Source organism: Ruegeria sp. CDSA241, from assembly GCF_059611265.1.
Genome location: NZ_JBXWPF010000007.1, coordinates 104036 through 120841 on the forward strand (window position 1 = coordinate 104036; position 16806 = coordinate 120841).

The 16806-nt window shown below is 59.5% G+C and carries 18 protein-coding genes; 12 read left to right on the top strand and 6 right to left on the bottom strand.

All coding sequences use genetic code 11. From position 1 onward, the window contains the following. Nucleotide 1 precedes the first annotated feature (1 nt). From AC2FJV_RS08395 to rarD, 5 genes are all read left to right on the top strand, one after another. Nucleotides 2-1054, top strand: coding sequence for an alcohol dehydrogenase family protein (locus AC2FJV_RS08395; RefSeq protein ID WP_496689918.1), 1053 nt, complete (start codon nucleotides 2-4; stop codon nucleotides 1052-1054). 12 nt (nucleotides 1055-1066) lie between these two features. Then, on the top strand, nucleotides 1067-1957 hold the full coding sequence (locus AC2FJV_RS08400) for a homocysteine S-methyltransferase family protein (protein ID WP_142637049.1): 891 nt from the start codon (nucleotides 1067-1069) through the stop codon (nucleotides 1955-1957). An 11-nt stretch (nucleotides 1958-1968) separates the two neighbouring features. After that, nucleotides 1969-2943 carry a GlxA family transcriptional regulator gene (locus tag AC2FJV_RS08405; RefSeq protein WP_496713371.1) on the top strand — a complete coding sequence of 325 codons (975 nt, stop codon included), beginning with the start codon at nucleotides 1969-1971 and terminating at the stop codon, nucleotides 2941-2943. Nucleotides 2944-3032: 89 nt separating this feature from the next. Beyond that, entirely contained in the window at nucleotides 3033-5486 is a 2454-nt protein-coding gene (locus tag AC2FJV_RS08410) for a GcvT family protein (protein ID WP_496713373.1), read from the top strand. A gap of 142 nt (nucleotides 5487-5628) precedes the next feature. Continuing rightward, entirely contained in the window at nucleotides 5629-6531 is a 903-nt protein-coding gene (rarD, locus tag AC2FJV_RS08415; RefSeq protein WP_496713375.1) for an EamA family transporter RarD, read from the top strand. Here the strand turns inward: rarD and AC2FJV_RS08420 are convergent. Together AC2FJV_RS08420 and AC2FJV_RS08425 are read right to left on the bottom strand one after the other, a co-directional pair. Beyond that, nucleotides 6522-7238, bottom strand: a complete 717-nt coding sequence (locus AC2FJV_RS08420) for an SGNH/GDSL hydrolase family protein (RefSeq protein WP_496713377.1) — start codon at nucleotides 7236-7238, stop codon at nucleotides 6522-6524. The two genes, rarD and AC2FJV_RS08420, sit on opposite strands and share 10 nt — an antisense overlap. Further along, nucleotides 7235-7645 (bottom strand): nuclear transport factor 2 family protein, encoded by a 411-nt coding sequence (locus AC2FJV_RS08425; protein WP_496689915.1) that lies wholly within the window; start codon nucleotides 7643-7645, stop codon nucleotides 7235-7237. The genes AC2FJV_RS08420 and AC2FJV_RS08425 overlap by 4 nt, the downstream gene beginning before the upstream one ends. Here AC2FJV_RS08425 and AC2FJV_RS08430 point away from each other — a divergent pair. Continuing rightward, complete coding sequence (locus AC2FJV_RS08430; protein WP_496710128.1) at nucleotides 7640-8389, top strand: RluA family pseudouridine synthase; 750 nt, start codon at nucleotides 7640-7642, stop codon at nucleotides 8387-8389. The genes AC2FJV_RS08425 and AC2FJV_RS08430 overlap by 6 nt on opposite strands. A 2-nt stretch (nucleotides 8390-8391) precedes the next feature. On the opposite strand, the gene AC2FJV_RS08435 is transcribed toward AC2FJV_RS08430, so the two are convergent. Beyond that, entirely contained in the window at nucleotides 8392-8577 is a 186-nt protein-coding gene (locus tag AC2FJV_RS08435) for a hypothetical protein (protein ID WP_142637040.1), read from the bottom strand. 103 nt (nucleotides 8578-8680) lie between these two features. Between AC2FJV_RS08435 and AC2FJV_RS08440 the strand changes: the two genes are divergently transcribed. From AC2FJV_RS08440 to AC2FJV_RS08455, 4 genes are all read left to right on the top strand, one after another. Next, the gene (locus AC2FJV_RS08440) at nucleotides 8681-9373 is read left to right on the top strand and encodes a helix-turn-helix transcriptional regulator (protein WP_271949714.1); all 693 of its coding nucleotides are present in this window, start codon (nucleotides 8681-8683) and stop codon (nucleotides 9371-9373) included. A 117-nt stretch (nucleotides 9374-9490) separates the two neighbouring features. Then, nucleotides 9491-10162 carry a YiaD family glycine zipper/OmpA-like lipoprotein gene (locus AC2FJV_RS08445; protein ID WP_142637036.1) on the top strand — a complete coding sequence of 224 codons (672 nt, stop codon included), beginning with the start codon at nucleotides 9491-9493 and terminating at the stop codon, nucleotides 10160-10162. A gap of 114 nt (nucleotides 10163-10276) precedes the next feature. Continuing rightward, nucleotides 10277-10819 carry an NADPH-dependent FMN reductase gene (locus AC2FJV_RS08450; RefSeq protein WP_142637034.1) on the top strand — a complete coding sequence of 181 codons (543 nt, stop codon included), beginning with the start codon at nucleotides 10277-10279 and terminating at the stop codon, nucleotides 10817-10819. 49 nt (nucleotides 10820-10868) lie between these two features. Then, nucleotides 10869-11657, top strand: a complete 789-nt coding sequence (locus AC2FJV_RS08455; RefSeq protein WP_281995405.1) for an HTD2 family dehydratase — start codon at nucleotides 10869-10871, stop codon at nucleotides 11655-11657. On the opposite strand, the gene AC2FJV_RS08460 is transcribed toward AC2FJV_RS08455, so the two are convergent. Both AC2FJV_RS08460 and AC2FJV_RS08465 read right to left on the bottom strand, forming a co-directional pair. Beyond that, nucleotides 11649-12128 carry a GNAT family N-acetyltransferase gene (locus tag AC2FJV_RS08460; protein WP_496713379.1) on the bottom strand — a complete coding sequence of 160 codons (480 nt, stop codon included), beginning with the start codon at nucleotides 12126-12128 and terminating at the stop codon, nucleotides 11649-11651. The genes AC2FJV_RS08455 and AC2FJV_RS08460 overlap by 9 nt on opposite strands. Further along, nucleotides 12125-13165: an NAD(P)/FAD-dependent oxidoreductase gene (locus AC2FJV_RS08465; protein ID WP_496677822.1), complete on the bottom strand. Its 1041-nt coding sequence runs from the start codon at nucleotides 13163-13165 to the stop codon at nucleotides 12125-12127. The genes AC2FJV_RS08460 and AC2FJV_RS08465 overlap by 4 nt, the downstream gene beginning before the upstream one ends. A 49-nt stretch (nucleotides 13166-13214) precedes the next feature. Between AC2FJV_RS08465 and mnmC2 the strand changes: the two genes are divergently transcribed. Both mnmC2 and AC2FJV_RS08475 read left to right on the top strand, forming a co-directional pair. Further along, nucleotides 13215-13880 carry a tRNA (5-methylaminomethyl-2-thiouridine)(34)-methyltransferase MnmC2 gene (mnmC2, locus tag AC2FJV_RS08470; protein ID WP_496713381.1) on the top strand — a complete coding sequence of 222 codons (666 nt, stop codon included), beginning with the start codon at nucleotides 13215-13217 and terminating at the stop codon, nucleotides 13878-13880. Continuing rightward, on the top strand, nucleotides 13877-14746 hold the full coding sequence (locus tag AC2FJV_RS08475; RefSeq protein WP_496689911.1) for a DMT family transporter: 870 nt from the start codon (nucleotides 13877-13879) through the stop codon (nucleotides 14744-14746). The genes mnmC2 and AC2FJV_RS08475 overlap by 4 nt, the downstream gene beginning before the upstream one ends. Here AC2FJV_RS08475 and AC2FJV_RS08480 read toward each other — a convergent pair. Beyond that, nucleotides 14720-16684, bottom strand: a complete 1965-nt coding sequence (locus AC2FJV_RS08480; protein WP_281973085.1) for a lytic transglycosylase domain-containing protein — start codon at nucleotides 16682-16684, stop codon at nucleotides 14720-14722. The two genes, AC2FJV_RS08475 and AC2FJV_RS08480, sit on opposite strands and share 27 nt — an antisense overlap. Between the last annotated feature and the right edge of the window lie 122 nt (nucleotides 16685-16806).

Consider the following 16806-nt stretch of genomic DNA (forward strand, 5'->3'; position numbering starts at 1 on the left):
CATGACACTGCCTAAAACGATGTCCGGTGTATTCCTGACCTGTCACGGCGGGCCCGAGGCGCTGGAATGGCGTGACGATATACCCGTCCCAACCCCTGCGCCGGGGCAGGTTCTGGTCCGTGTGGCCGCAGCCGGGGTGAACAACACCGATATCAACACTCGTATCGGCTGGTACTCCTCGGATGTGACCGGCGCTACGGATGCGGTGGATCAAGAGGTCGAAGCCGGAGGCTGGGGTGGCGCGCTGAATTTCCCGCGCATTCAGGGCGGTGACCTGTGCGGCATCGTCGAAATCGCGGGGCCCGAGACCGGGTTCACCCCGGGCCAGCGCGTGACCTGTCCGATCAACCTGCCACGTCCGCGACCGGGCAACCCGACAGGCTTCATCGTGCTTGGGTCCGAGATTGACGGCGCCTTTGCGCAATATTGTCTGGTGCAGGCCGATGACCTTTACGATGTCAGCGCCTCACCCCTGTCCGATATTGAAATTGCCGCTATCCCCTGCGCCTTCGGAACTGCCGAGGCTTTGCTGACCCGATCCGCTGTGACTGCCGGGCAAAAGGTGTTGATCACCGGGGCGTCGGGCGGTGTGGGCCTTGCCGCCGTGCAACTGGCGGCGCTGCGCGGTGCCTCGGTTTGGGGCGTGACCGGTGCGGCCAAGGCCGAAGCGGTGAAAAGCCAGGGCGCGACCGCCACGTTCAACCGGGATGCGTCGCTGCCCACCGACATGTTCGACGTGGTCATTGACGTGGTGGGCGGACCTGCATGGGCTGACCTGATCCTGGCGCTGAAACCGGGCGGTCACTATGCCGTTGCGGGTGCGATTGCTGGCCCGATTGTTCAAGCCGATCTGCGGGATATCTATCTGCGCGACATTACCATTCACGGCAGCACCCATCAGCCGTTCGAAGTCTTCGGTCGCCTGGTCGAACTGATGAATGCGGGGCGGATCAAGCCCCTGATTTCAAAAACCTATCCGCTGAAAGACATTGCGACGGCGCAAGAGGACTTTCAGTCAAAAACGTTTCCGGGAAAACTGGTTCTGGTTCCCTGAGGAGGTTCATTGATGGCAGATATAACCCTTCTGGATGGGTCTATCGGACAGGAACTGGTCAAACGCAGCGGTGATGCGCCGACGCCTTTGTGGTCGACCCGGGTGATGATGGACCATCCCGAGTTGGTCGGGGATGTGCATGCGGATTATTTCTCACGCGGTGCGACTGTGGCCACGACAAATACCTATGCTGTTCACCGGTCGCGTCTGGACCGTGTCGGCTTGGGTGATCAGCTGCCAGATCTGATCGAGGCGGCCCTGTCGCAGGCCGAGCGTGCGCGCCCGGCGGGTAGGCGCATCGCTGGGGCTTTGGGTCCGCTTCTCGCCTCTTACCGGCCGGACCTGAATCCAGAGGTCGAAGAGGCGGCAGAGAAATTCACCGAACTGGTGGCGATGATGGCAGATCGCGTTGACCTGTTCCTGATCGAAACCGTGTCGTCGGTGCAAGAGGCCGAAGGCGCGTTGCGTGGAACGGAACAGGCAGACAAGCCGGTCTGGCTGGCGCTGTCCGTGATGGATGATGATGGGACGCGGCTTCGGTCGGGTGAGCCATTGTCGGGAATAGCATCTTTGGTTGATCGCTTTACGCCTGAGGCCGTGCTGATCAACTGCTCGCGCCCCGAGGCGGTGCCCGCTGCGCTGAATATTATCGCCACCTTCGGGCGTCCGTTTGGGGCATATGCCAATGGCTTCACCGGGATTACCCAGGAATTTCTACAAGACGCCCCAACCGTCGATGCGCTGCAACAGCGCCACGACCTTGGGCCGGATGAATATGCTGATCAGGCGATGGGGTGGGTGGCGCAGGGTGCAACTATCATCGGCGGATGCTGCGAAGTCGGTCCCGATCACATTCAGCGACTGGCAGATCGGCTGTGCGCTGCTGGCCACAGCATCGTCTGAAGGGGGTAAAGATGCGGCAACGACCAGATAGCTTGACCGACAAGGCGCAGATACATTTCGATGTTCTGGTCGCGCCGGGCTATGTGCTGTTGGAGCTTGCCGCATTGATTGAGGTTCTGAGGCTGGCCAACCGCGTCTGCCCCAACCCGCCCTTCAGCTTTACCTATCGGTCTCTGAAAGGTGGGCCCATTGCCAGCAGCAGCGATGCGACGGTCCAAACTGAACCCGTATCAACCCATCCCAAGGCGGATTATCTGTTTGTGATCGGAAATTCCGACCCTGACCACCCCGATCTGTCTATCGGACGGGTTGTATCGGACTATACGTTCCGAGGCGCTCAGGTCTTTTTGCTGGCCGAAGCTGCCAGCCGCTATATTGACGAATGTGGCACCGCAGACATGGCGACCCATTGGGAAAACGCCTCTTTCTTGAGTGAACGCGGGGCCCGGTTCGAGGCGAAGCTGTCGATAGCCACAGAACAGGGCCAAGTCGTGACCTGCGCAGGGATGGAGGCGACAACCGATGTTGCTTTGTCCGTGATCGGACGCCACATCTCGGGGCCTGCCAAGATGACGGTGGCCAATATCATGCTGCACGAAAATATCCGCGACTTTTCATCGATGCAGCCTTTCTCGGGGGCGCAACTGACAGCTACTGGGGACGCCAAGCTGGATCAATGTATCAAGCTGATGCAGGCCAATATCGAAGACCCCTTACCCATCCAGCAGATTGTCGAGGCATTAAATCTTTCGAACCGATCGCTTGAGCGAAAATTCAAAGCTTTCTTTGGCACCAGTCCAAACGGTTTCTATCGCGAGATGCGGCTGGCGAAGGCTAACAACCTGCTGCTGAACACCACGATGAGCGTTCGGGAAATCGGTCTGGCCTGCGGCTTTCCGAACGGTTTCTCCTCGGTTTACAAAAGCTTTTTCGGGGTCACGCCCTTTGTTCTGAGGCGCGAAAGACGGGCTGCGTCACATAGGTGAAAATCGCCTATAACATGACGCTTTTGGTGCATTTATTGCCGATCTTCCATGGCAACGTGCCCAAAACCTGATTCAGCGGAGACCTCAGGATGGTTGATCTTCCAAACAAAGCCCGAGTTGTCATCATCGGCGGCGGCGTCATCGGATGCTCGGTTGCCTATCATCTGACCAAGAAAGGTTGGAGCGATGTTGTGCTGCTTGAACGCAAGCAGTTGACCAGCGGCACCACATGGCATGCGGCGGGTCTGATCGCTCAGCTGCGGGCCTCGTCCAACATGACCAAACTGGCAAAATACACGCAGGAGCTTTACGGCGCGCTGGAAGAGGAAACCGGCGTGTCCACCGGGCTTAGACGCTGTGGATCGATTACCGTGGCACTGACTGAGGAACGCCGTGAAGAGATCTATCGCCTGGCTGCCATGGCACGTGCCTTTGGCGTTGAGGTCGAAGAGATTTCCAATGAGCGCGTCAAGGAAATGTATCCGCATCTGAATGTCGAAGACGTCAAGGGCGCGGTCTATCTTCCGCTGGACGGGCAGGGTGACCCGGCCAATATCGCGCTGGCCCTGGCCAAGGGCGCACGGCAACGCGGTGCCATTACCAAGGAACGGGTGAAGGTCACCGACATCACCAAACAGGGCCGTACCGTGACGGGCGTGGACTGGGTTGCCGATGACGGCAGCGGCTCGGGCCATATCGAATGTGATATGGTGGTGAACTGCGCCGGCATGTGGGGGCATGAGGTCGGCCGGATGGCCGGTGTGAACGTCCCGCTGCACGCCTGCGAACATTTCTACATCGTCACCGAAGGCATTGACGGACTGTCGCAACTGCCGGTTCTGCGGGTGCCGGATGAATGCGCCTATTACAAGGAAGATGCGGGCAAAATCCTGCTGGGTGCTTTTGAGCCCAATGCCAAGCCCTGGGGGATGAACGGCATCCCAGAGAGCTTTGAGTTTGACCAGCTGCCCGAGGATTTCGACCACTTTGAGCCCATTCTAGAAGCTGCGTGTAACCGGATGCCGATGTTGGCCGAGGCTGGGATTCATACATTCTTCAATGGACCAGAGAGCTTTACCCCCGACGATGCCTATCACCTCGGTCTCGCGCCCGAGATGGACAATGTCTGGGTCGCGGCGGGCTTCAACTCGATCGGCATTCAATCTGCGGGCGGTGCGGGCATGGCGCTGGCGGAATGGATGGATAGCGGCGAGAAACCGTTTGATCTGGGCGATGTGGATATCAGCCGGATGCAGCCGTTTCAGGGCAATAAGCAATATCTGTTTGAGCGTTCGAAAGAGACGCTGGGCCTGCTGTACGCCGACCACTACCCCTATCGCCAGAAAGCCACTGCGCGCGGTGTTCGGCGCACCCCGTTCCATCACCATCTGAAAGAGCAGGGCGCGGTGTTTGGTGAACTGGCGGGCTGGGAGCGTGCAAACTGGTACGCAAATCCGGGGCAGGAGCGCGAATACCAGTACAGTTGGAAACGTCAGAATTGGTTCGAGAACTCAGCTGCTGAACACCGCGCGGTGCGCGAGAATGTGGGCATGTACGACATGTCTTCTTTTGGCAAGATTCGCGTTGAAGGACCGGATGCCGAGGCGTTCATGAACTATATTGGGGGCGGCGATTATTCGGTGCCGAACGGCAAGATCGTCTATACCCAGTTCCTAAACCGCACCGGCGGGATCGAGGCGGATGTGACGGTGACCCGTCTGACCGAGACCGCCTATCTGGTCGTGACCCCGGCGGCGACGCGGCTGGCGGATCAGACCTGGATGATGCGCCATGTGGGTAGCTTCAACGTGGTCATAACCGATGTCACCGCTGGCGAAGGCGTTTTGGCCGTGATGGGCCCCAATGCGCGCGCTTTGCTGGAAAAGGTCTCGCCGGCGGATTTCTCGAACGCGACCAACCCCTTTGGCACCGCACAAGAGATCGAGATCGGCATGGGCCTGGCCCGCGCTCATCGGGTGACCTATGTGGGCGAGCTGGGATGGGAGATCTACATGTCCGCCGATATGGCGGGCCATGTGTTCGAAACGCTGCATGAGGCCGGTCAGGACATGGACCTGAAACTCTGTGGCATGCACATGATGGACAGTTGCCGGATCGAAAAGGGCTTTCGCCATTTTGGTCATGACATCACGTGCGAGGACAACGTCGTGGATGCCGGGCTTGGTTTTGCGATCAAGGTCGACAAAGGCTGTGACTTTATCGGGCGCGAAGCAGTGATTGCCCGCAAGGAAAGCGGGCCCAAAAACCGTCTGGTTCAGTTCCGCCTGACCGACCCGGAACCGCTGTTGTTCCATAATGAACCGATCGTGCGGGACGGGGAATATGTCGGTTATCTCAGCTCGGGCAATTATGGTCATACTTTGGGTGGCGCTATCGGTATGGGCTATGTGCCCTGCGAGGGTGAGAAGGCGGCGGATGTTCTGGGGTCAACCTATGAAATCGACGTGTGCGGCGTGAAGGTAATGGCCAAGGCATCGTTGAAACCGATGTACGATCCGAAATCCGAACGCGTCAAAGTGTAATCAAATTGTCGGAGCGCTGCGGCGCTCCGGCTTTGTTCTGGTCTCACATATCAAATATCCTGATGGGTTGCTTCACAGTTTTCGCGGTTCCCAAGTATGTCCGGGTTGCCGTAAAGACGACCGGTATTCCCGGAGATCCGCAATGGCTGACGCAACACCCACACAAAATGCCGATACGCCAAAAGGACTTGTTCTGGCGGTAACGGCCTATGTTTTGTGGGGTTTTTTGCCGTTATACATGAAGGCGATGGCCCATATCGCGCCGGTTGAGGTTGTGGCGCATCGTATCATCTGGTCGGTGCCTTTGGCCGGGCTATTGCTGATCGCACTGGGCCGGACGCGGGATTTGAAGTCAGCTCTGCGCGATCCCAAGATGCTGGGTATGGCCTGCCTGACAGCTGCTTTGATATCGGTGAACTGGGCGATCTATGTCTGGGCGATTGCCAGTGGGCATGCGCTGGACGCAGCGCTGGGCTATTACATAAATCCGCTGTTCAGTATCGCGCTGGGCGCGGTGCTGCTGCGCGAACCTTTGAACCGGACGCAGCTGATTGCTGTTGGGTTGGCCGCAGCCGGGGTGGTGGTTCTTGTTGTAGAGGCCGGAAGCCTGCCTTGGGCGGCGCTGGGGCTTATGTTCAGCTGGGGGTTTTACGCCTTCTTCAAACGCTCACTCCCCATCGGGCCAAATCAGGGGTTCTTGCTGGAAGTGCTGATCCTGCTGATCCCCGCATTGGTTTATGTGACTTGGCTGGGGATCAACGGGACGGGGCATTTCGGGCTGGTCGCAACCGACACCATGCTGCTGGCCGGGGCAGGGGTGGTGACCGCGGTGCCGTTGCTGATCTATGCCAATGGTGCCAAGCTGGTGCGCCTGTCGACGATGGGCATCCTGCAATATATCGCGCCGACCATGATTTTTGTGACTGCCATCGCGGTTTTTGGAGAGCAGATTGACCGCGGCCGCATGATTGCGTTTCCGCTGATCTGGGCCGCACTTGTGGTCTACTCGATCCCGATGATCCGGCAGATACGGGCTCAGGCCTGACGCAACAATTCGGCGGCCTTTTGCGCCCAGATCGCATAGGCTTTGGGGCTGGGATGATAGCCGTCCGGTGCGGCCAACGCCGGGTCATCGGGTAAATCAATGGACAGATGGCGGATTTGCGGGAAGCCGGTCGCAATCTGTTGCAGGCCTTGGTCCAGGCGGGCTGCCTGACGCCCCAGCACCCAGGCAAGCGGTTGCGGCAAGGCGGGAAACCGACCCATCTGGGGAACGGCCGTTACAATGACACGCCGGGCTCCAAGCTGGTCGGTGATCAGGTGCATCAGACGGGATTGGTGTTCGACAAACCGCTTTTTAGTGACGCCACGGGTGACGTCATTGACGCCAAGCGCCGTAATGGCGGCATCAAATTGATCTGTCAGACCGTCAAGGCGTTTCAGTGTATCCAGCGTTGTATGCCCTGTCATAGCCTCGAGCCGCCATTCGACACTGTGGCTTTTTGCTAGCTGTGCGACCAACTGCCCGGACAAAGCCTGCGCCTGGGTGCCAGCGCCAACACCTGCTGCCGAGCTGTCGCCTGCGATTAGCAACCGCAAACGCGGGCCGCGCCCTTCACGGCCTTCGCGCGGCCCGGTCGGTTCGGGCAGGAACCGCGCCTTTCGTCGAACTGAAATCCCCTGTGCCGCCAATAGTGGCAACAGCGGTAATCTCAGAAACTGATCAGCTCCGATCCGGGCAGGCTTGGTCAACCCAAAGCGTCCCTGAAATTGATAAAGCGAGGGTCTTTTGCCACGCGTGCCATCATCTCGGTGCGCAGGGCTGCAATGGTTTTAAGTGGGCGCATGACCACTTCGAACTTTTCGATCAAGCCTTCATCATTCAGCCGGATCAAGTCCACACCAACCGCATCCAGATCACCAACCTTGCACTGAAATTCCAGCGCCCAGTCTTTGCCTTCACCCATGATCCGACGATAGCTGAAGTCCGAGAATACCTGCCCCACATGCCCCAGCAGAGCCGCCACGGGTTCGCGCCCGGCCCAGGTGCTGTAGTAGGTCGGCGGCAGAAAACGCACGTCTTCTGCCAGAAACTCGTGAATCAGACTTTCATCGCCTTTTGTGATGACATCTTTCAGTTGTTCGATTGTCGGGTGCATGGTTTCTCCTCCGAGTTGTCGCATGATTTGCTGAACTATTCAGTTCAGGCAAGCGCGACGTTGCGGGAGGTTGTCGCTTGCGATAGGCAGACCCGCATGAGCGAGACCTACGATCCCCCGAAAACACCGCTGGATGTGCTGCACGAAGATGCGCATCTGATTGTGGTGAACAAGCCCTCGGGGCTTTTGTCCGTACCGGGTCGCGGAGAGCATCTGGCCGATTGTCTGCTGACCCGTGTGCAGGCGGCGTTTCCGCAGGCGCTGCTTGTGCATCGGTTGGACCGCGATACCTCGGGCGTGATGGTTTTTGCCCAGACGCCCCATGCGCAGCGCAATCTGAGCATGCAATTTGAACAGCGTCAGACTCGCAAGACCTATATCGCCCGCGTCTGGGGTCTGGTCGAGGAAAAGACCGGAACCGTTGATCTGCCGTTGATTGTCGACTGGCCCAATCGGCCGCTGCAAATGGTGTGCCATGAGACCGGCAAACCTGCGGTGACGGATTGGCGTGTGGTCAAATACGAAGGCAACACCACCCGCATACGCCTGTTCCCGAAAACCGGACGCTCGCACCAGCTGAGGGTTCACATGCTGGCGCTGGGCCATCCGATTTTGGGTGATCCGTTCTATGCAAAAGGTGAGGCACGGGCCTTTCCGCGCCTCATGCTGCATTCCGAGGAATTGCGCCTGAAAAGCCCCGATAGCGGGACGTCGATGAAGTTTCGCGCCAAGGCCGGGTTCTAGGCTCAGGCGGGATTGGTCCAAAGCAGCTTGAGATTGCCCAACGAAAACCGTCTGGTGCGTTTCTTTGGGGCGCAGGGCTGGCGGCTGGCCATGATCTCGCGTTCGATTTCAAAGGCGCGCAGGGTATGGTCCTGGGACCAGCGTCCCAGTTGCAGTGTCATCATTACGTGATTGTCGAGGCTGGGCATCAGTAATCTCCTGTGAATTGTTGAACCAGCATCCCGCATCACTCCTGACAGCGCGTTGTCAGGGGGGTGTGCTAAGGTGTCAGCAGAGAAACCGGAGTTTGCCATGCGCCGTTCGTCCCGCCTGTTTGAAATCATCCAGATTCTGCGTGCCGCCGACGCTCCGGTTACCGCTGAGATGCTGGCGCAAAAGCTCGAAGTCTCGGTGCGCACGGTGTATCGCGACATCGCGGCACTGCAGGCCCAACGCACACCGATCGAGGGCGAAGCCGGCGTCGGGTATCTGATGCGGCGGGGCTATGACTTGCCACCACTGAACTTCGACGCTGAAGAGGTCGAGGCGCTTTGGGTCGGTCTGTCAATGCTGGCACGGACCGGCGACAGTACCCTGCAGGAGGCCGCCAAACGCATTTGCCGGAAAATAGAAGGCCTGCGCGCAAGTCCCGACTGGTTGCAGGTCGCGCCTTGGGGGGCTCCGGTTGATGATCCGGCCAAGGGCTGTATCCCGGTCGTGAATTACCGCGAAGCCATCCGGGACGAGCGCAAGCTTCGCCTCACATATGTCAGCTCGCAAGACGTTCGCTCCGAACGGGTCGTCCGTCCGGTTGCCCTGATCTATCATATCGAGTGCACGATGCTGGTTGCGTGGTGCGAATTGCGCAACGGTTTTCGCCATTTTCGGACCGATCGCGTCTGGGCCTGCGAAATGGTTGACGATCATTTCTGCGGCCAAGGGCAGCCGCTGCGGGAGATCTGGCAGGAGCAGAACCAATGGGGTTCCCCTGCCGAGGCCCATTGAACGGCGGGTATTCGCCGATATCACCTGATTGTTGCTTGAGCCTGCGGGGGGGCAGGGCGATATACTGTGCCAAATAATGGGACCCGGCAAACGGGCCTCTGAGCAGAAGGTGATATCATGACGATTTCCAAGCTTGTTGTTTCTGCTGGGCTTTGCTCGGCCTTGTTCTTGGCGGGCTGCACCGACCCCGGAACGCTGAACTTGCCCTCGGACCCCAATCAAAATACCAAACAGGGTGCGCTTTTGGGTGGGTTGGTTGGTGCCGGTGTCGGGGCCATTGCGAACGACTCGGATCCGCTTTTGGGTGCGCTGGCTGGTGGCGCAATCGGTGCGGCAGGTGGCGGCCTTATCGGCAATCAACTGGACCGTCAGGCGGCTGAGTTGCGCCAGCAGCTGGCAAATGACGGCATCACAATCGTCAACGCGGGCGACCGCCTGATTGTTACCGTCCCCAACGACATCACCTTTGACACCGACAGCTCGACCGTACGGCCTGCATTGCGTTCTGATTTGGTCCGGGTGGGTCAGAATTTGGTGAGATATCCCAACTCGGCCGTTCAGGTCATTGGCCATACGGATAGTGATGGCGAAGCCTCTTATAATCAGGCCCTATCTGAGCGTCGGGCTAGGTCCGTGGCGGATGTTCTGCAAGCCAATGGTGTGAACGGGGCCCGTATCAGCACCATCGGTTTGGGTGAGAACCGACCTGCGGCCTCGAATCTCACACCCGAAGGGAAGGCGCGGAATCGTCGGGTTGATATCGAAATCATCCCCAACGGCAACACCTGATGTGACCGGGCACCGTCAAGGTGCCCGTTTTTGCACATTGACTGCGCGTCAAGTGGGCTTTGGCTGGCGGTGATCAGGAGCTACCTTCTGGAAAACGCCTGAACGGAGACCTTTATGTCCGAACCGATCCTTCTGAGCCTGTCAGGTTCGCTGCGCCAAAATGCCACCAACCGAAAACTGCTTCGCGAGGCGGCGCGGCTGTTTGAGCCGGGCACCCATATCGAGGCTGACCTGAACTTGCCGCTCTATGACGGCGATCTTGAAGAAGGCGAGGGCATCCCCAAGGGCGTTCAGGTTTTGGCCGGTCAGATCGCCCGTGCGGATGCGGTGATCATTTCGACGCCGGAATATAACAAAGCGCCGTCCGGCGTGTTGAAGAATGCGCTGGATTGGGTAAGTCGCACCAAGGATAAGCCCTGGGCGAACAAGCCGGTTGCGGTGATGTCTGCCGCTGCGGGTCGTGCCGGCGGGGAACGTGCACAGATGATACTGCGCAGCTATATGGTTCCGTTCCAGACGCGCATCTTGCAAGGGCCGGAAATTCATCTGGCCGACAGTTCGAACGAATTCGACGCGCAGGGCAAGCTGGTTAACGAACGCTATGAAAACGCCCTTCGGACCTTGATGAGGAACTTGCGGTCAGAGGCCGGTTTCTGAAACTGCCGGTTTGCTTGCCCGTATGGGGCAGGCCGCCTAATCTTGCGCTATGTCGATGGAAATTCAGACAGATGTGATGGACGCAGCCCGTGCTGGCGCGTTGCAGATGGCGCTTGGGAAACAGGCAACTGTGAGGGGCGGCACTGCGTTGCCGCCGTTCTTTCATCACCTGTACTTCTGGACTCCGCAGCCACCCGGCCAACTTGGGCGCGACGGACATCCCAAAGTCGGGGGCCTGATCCCCGATATGGGCTTACCCCGCAGAATGTGGGCAGGCGGACGCTTGGAGTTTTTCGCGCCTCTGATAGCAGGTCAGTTAGCCGAACGGCGATCGCTATGTGAAAGTTCGAGTTCGAAATCGGGACGCACCGGCCCCTTGGGCTTTGTCACGTTGCGCCACGAGGTTTGGCAGAGCGGTGCGCTGCGCCTGACCGAATGGCAGGATCTGGTTTACCGCCAAGACCCCTCGGCAGATACGGCCACCCCTCCGGCACCACTGGCCAGGCAGGATGAAACCGAACATCGCGAGCTGTCCTTCGACAGCACAATGCTGTTTCGCTACTCGGCCCTGACATTTAACGGACACCGCATTCACTATGACATCGACTATGCCCGTGATGTCGAAGGATATGCCGGGCTGGTCGTGCATGGCCCGCTTTTGGCGCAGCACCTGATGTTGTTTGCGGAAGATGTGATGGGCCCATTGGCGCAGTTTTCTTTCCGCGCAACCTCGGCATTGATGCATTTCGAAACTGCGAGCCTGTGCCGGAGGGGCAATACCCTGTGGGTGCGTGCGGCAGACGGGCGCCAATGTATGATTGCCGAAGCCTCAGCCTAAATGTTTCTGCATGGTAATCGAGGTCGCCCGGGTGAACCCGGGATGCGCCGTTTCCGCCGTTTTGACAAAGCCTATCCGGGCAAAGGAGGCATGGTTTTCGACCAATTCGACCCGTGCCTTCAGTTCCAGCGTCGCAAAACCTATTTCAACCGCCCGCGCGGATGCCAGATCGACCAGACGCTGTGCCAGCCCCTGACCACGTCGGGTTTCGTCCACAGCCAGTTTGCTCAGATACAGACAGTCCTGTTTGGGTGTCAAAAAGACGACCGCATCCGGGCGATTGCCTATGATCCAAACCTCGTGGTCGCGGGCCTGTTGCCTAAGCGTTTCCTCGGTCAGGCGATGCATTGACGAGGGCGGGTCTATACGCCCCTCCATGAATGCAAAGCTGTGGCGGATCAGGCGAAACACCTGTGGCAATATCGGATCGTCCGGTTGCAGGCGAACTGGGGTGTCGTCGAGGGAGGTCACAAAGAAGCCTCGGGTTGAAAATCTGCGGGGATTTCATCGCGTCCTTCAAGCACCAGTTCGGCCATGACTTCTGCCACTTTGGGCGCCATACCAAAGCCGATCTTGAACCCTCCATTCGCGATGAATTCTCCGGCGTGCAGCGGATGCGCACCCAACATCGGCGCACGGCTTTTGCTGCGGGGTCGAATCCCGGCCCAGCGTTCGATCACTTCGGCACCGTGTAGGACCGGAACCGCCCGCGTGGCCCGGTCCAGGACATCATCCAGCGCAGCATCGGTGCTGGTTGGGTCGTCATAGTCCCGTTCCGAGGTCGATCCGATGGCCAAAGTACCATCTGCATGCGGGACAATGTGAACGGCATCTGCAAACAGCTGGGAGACGTCCCCGGCATCGAACCGCAGCAAAGCCGCCTGTCCCTTGACGCCATTGCCGACCGTTTTGCCAAAGGCGTCGTTCAGTTCTAGCAGGCCAGAAAGCCCAGTGGCGTGAATGATCTGCCCTAGATTGGCCGCATCGGTTTTGACCTCAACCCCCATCACTGCCAGCGCCGAAACCAGTGCAGAACATGCCCGCCTTGGGTGCATCCGGGCGCTAAGCGTGTCGTGGATCACAAAGCCGGTAGGGCTGGGAGGACACCACGACCCGACCTCATCCATTGCAACAACGCGCCATTCGGCCCGCCCCTGCCAAAGCTCCGCGGCGGTGACCGTACGTGCATGGGCCAGATCCAGCGTGCGGCTATCTGCTATGGGCTGCAGCCTACCCAACCGGGCATATCCGGCTGAGACGCCTCCGGTCGCCTCAACCTGTTTCCAGAAGGGTTCGGCCATGATCAGGCTTTCGAATTGAAAAGCTTTCTTGGCATTCCAGTTCTCGGGCACATGCGGGGCCAAAGCCCCGACCAGACCGCCGCTGGACCCGGCACCGGGGCCAAAAGGATCTATGACCTGAACTTTTGCGCCGCGTCTAGCGCAGGCCCAGGCGATCGAAAGGCCAAAAATGCCCGCGCCTCGCACCGTCACATCGACCATTGCCATTCCCCTTTTCCTTGTTCAGTGTCGCGCCGCTTAGCTACAGGATTCCCCGATGGCAGACCAGCGCGCCGAACTGACCTGGAAAGACGGGCAGATACCTGTCTCAGACCGTTTCGACGACCCCTATTTCTCGTTGCAGAACGGGCTGGAGGAGACGCGGCATGTGTTTTTGGCGGGCAATGACCTGCCCGCGCGGTTTGCGCCGGGGTTTCATATTGCCGAGCTTGGTTTTGGCACCGGCCTGAACTTGCTGACTGTCTGGTCCGAATGGGAAAAGGCTGGCCAAACGACCCCGCTGACATTCACCAGTTTCGAAGCCTATCCAATGGCGCCAGACGACATGACGCGCGCTCTGGCCGCCTTTCCTGAGTTGTCCCCTTGGGCCGACCGGTTCCTGTCCCAATGGCAGGGCGGTACCTGCGATCTGGGCACCCTGCAGCTTGAGGTTATCGAGGGCGACGCGCGGTCCACCCTGTCCGCATGGTCGGGGCAGGCCGATGCCTGGTTTCTGGACGGGTTCTCTCCGGCCAAGAACCCCGAACTTTGGGGCGCAGAGCTGATGCAGCAGGTATCCGATCACACGGCGCCCAATGGCTCTGCGGCCACCTATACCGCCGCCGGGTTCGTCCGGCGCGGGCTCGAGGACGCAGGGTTCACCGTCACCCGCGCACCGGGCTATGGGCGCAAGCGCCACATGACTCGGGCGGTCAAGCCATGACCCAACAGAACGACACCCGCGCCGGTATCGCGCTGATGATCGCGGCTACCGTGGTGTTTGCGCTGCAGGACGGTATCTCGCGCCATCTGGCCGGGACTTATAACACCTATATGGTCGTGATGATCCGCTATTGGTTCTTCGCTGCGTTTGTCGTCGCTCAGGCGCTGCGCGCACCCGGCGGTATCGCGGCCACGGCCCGCACCAACCAGCTTGGGCTGCAGATCCTGCGCGGGGTGCTTCTGGCCGGAGAGATCTGCGTCGCGGTTTATGCCTTTACCATCCTGGGGCTGATCGAAAGCCAAGCCGTATTTATCTGTTACCCCCTGCTGGTGGCGGCGCTCAGCGGACCCGTTCTGGGCGAGAAGGTCGGTTGGCGCCGTTGGTCCGCCATCGGCGTGGGCTGCATCGGCGTGCTGATCATCCTGCAGCCCGGGGTGGGAGTGTTCAATCCGTGGGCGGTGATCCCGTTGATCTCGGCCCTGATGTTTGCCGTCTATGGCCTGCTGACCCGCTATGCGGCGCGGCGCGACACTACCGCCACCAGTTTTTTCTGGACCGGCATCGCCGGGGCGGTTGCCATGACGGCCGTGGGCGTGTGGTTTTGGGAGCCTATGCAGGGCGGTGACTGGCTTTGGATGGGCCTGCTCTGCCTGACCGGAGTTCTGGGACATTGGTTGTTGATTAAGTGCTACGAAATGGCCGAGGCCAGCGCCGTGCAGCCCTTTGCCTATTTTCACCTGATGTGGAGCGCCATTCTGGGAATCTCGGTCTTTGGTGAAAGCTTGCGACCCGCGGTTGTTGCAGGGGCCACATTGGTTATTGCCGCCGGACTGTTCACCTTATGGCGCGAACGACGCCAGAGTTGACCCGATCAGTTCTTCGGAAAATGGCACCGGCAACGCCTGCTGCCCCAACCGTGCGCGATACACAGGCAGGCTTTCGGCGACGCGCATGACATAGTTGCGGGTCTCGCTAAAGGGTATGAATTCGATCCAGTCGACGATATCGGCCTCACCCCGGCGCGGGTCGCCATTGCGTTTCATCCACGAGATCGGCCTGCCCGGTCCGGCATTATACCCCGCCGCCATCATCACCACATTGCCGTTGAATTCTGCTGCCAGCTCGGACAGGTAATTCGCCCCCAATTTGGCGTTATATCGCCAGTCCGAAGTCAGTTTTCCGGTTTGGTGGCTGCTTAGAATGCCCATGTTCCGGGCCACAACTTTCGCCGTCGCGGGCATTACCTGCATAAGCCCGCGCGCGCCCGCGCCGCTGATGACAACCGGGTCAAACTCGCTTTCGCGCCGGGCGATTGCTAGCGTCATTTCCTTTGCCATAGGTAGGCCTAGATCTGCCACCGGATGAACCGGGTAATACGCGGCGGGCAGAACAACGCCGGTGGTCGCGGCGCGCTTGGCGATCATCACCGCCAGATGTGGTTCGTTCAGTTCGATGACCAGATCGCCCAGTTGGCTTGCCTGAACGGGGTCGAGCCCCTCAACCAGATGGGTCAGGAACCGCTCGGATAGGTTTGCCTCACCTGCGCGCAACAGCAATAGCCCCGCTTCCAGAACGCTGGAATCGGCAAACTCCGCTTGTTTCCAGTGCGGTGCCCTTCGCGGGTTTGCCAGATCGCTGTCGAAGGGGCGCCCTATCCGTTCGGCGGCAAGAAGCCCGTAGAACGAGGTCTGGTGATCAGCACCCATGGCATAGGCCTCATAAGCCTTTTCCGCATCCCCCTGCGCGGCATAGGCCCGACCCAGCCAATACCCGCCGCGTCCCTTGGAAATCGGTGACTGCACCGCGCCCGAGAAGTTTTGGAAATGCCGTACAGCCGTTGCGGGATCATTCAACCGACGCAGGGCAAGGAACCCGGAAAGCCATTCGAGATCGGCATAGGCATAGCCCATGTCCGGCGTCATATGGTGACTAGAGGCAATCTTGTATGCGCGGCTCATATCACCGTTGCGCATCTCAAGCCGGGCCAACCGGCGACGGCCCTCGGCCCATTTGTCTGGCTCGCCCAGAGCATCCGGGCTGGATGACCGCGCCAGCATCAGATCAATCGCACTGTCATCCAGTTCCTTTTTGTCTCGCCAGACAAAGCGGTCAAAGGCAAGCCCCGCCGATCCGGCCACGGAATCGGGAACCGCCCCTACTTTGGCATCAACACCCGGCGCACGTTTTTGCAATGCAATCCGCGCCTCGGCCAGCTTGCGCTGATCGTCATTCACCAATGGCAGCATTTGTCCTGCGCTGATCAGATGACCGTCCCACAGCATCCGGTCTAGCCGCGCCGCGTGGTGGGGTTTCAGCAATGTTTCAAAGTTCTCGATATAGTCTTTCTGCAGGCCCGATCCCATCGGCATCGTACGCCAGGCGGTGACGATATCCGCCTGCGCATCACCCTGCCGTCCCTTAGCCTTCAGCGCTACGGCGAAATTCAGCGCCCCTTCCGCCGTTTGCGGGGCAGTGTCGGCGTAGAATTTCAACACCCGGTCCGGGTCCGCCCCGGTAAAGGCGGGTTCGCTTTCGCGCCGTAACCATGCCAGCCCCGGCCAATCCGGCCTGCGGTTCAGAAATACCAGCACATCGCCCGAGCTTCCGAACCCCTCGCGCAGCCAATGCCATACGATGATGTCACGTGACACAGATCCGCGCGGGCCTGCCTCTTGCAGCGCTGCGTTCCAATCGCCCTTTCGCATTTCATACATGCCAGCGCGCAGATCGCCCACCGAGTCGGCTTGGGCCGGCCCGAAGGATGCCAGAATCACCGCTGTCAAAAGCGCCAGAACGCGTGTCATGCCTTGCATTTCCCAACCAACCAAGGATAGAGCCATTTAGGATAAACCTTGCGCCGGCGGGATCAACACACATTGCTAGGAATGTGATTGCCCAAGGCGCAAAAATTGCTAACCGCACAGCA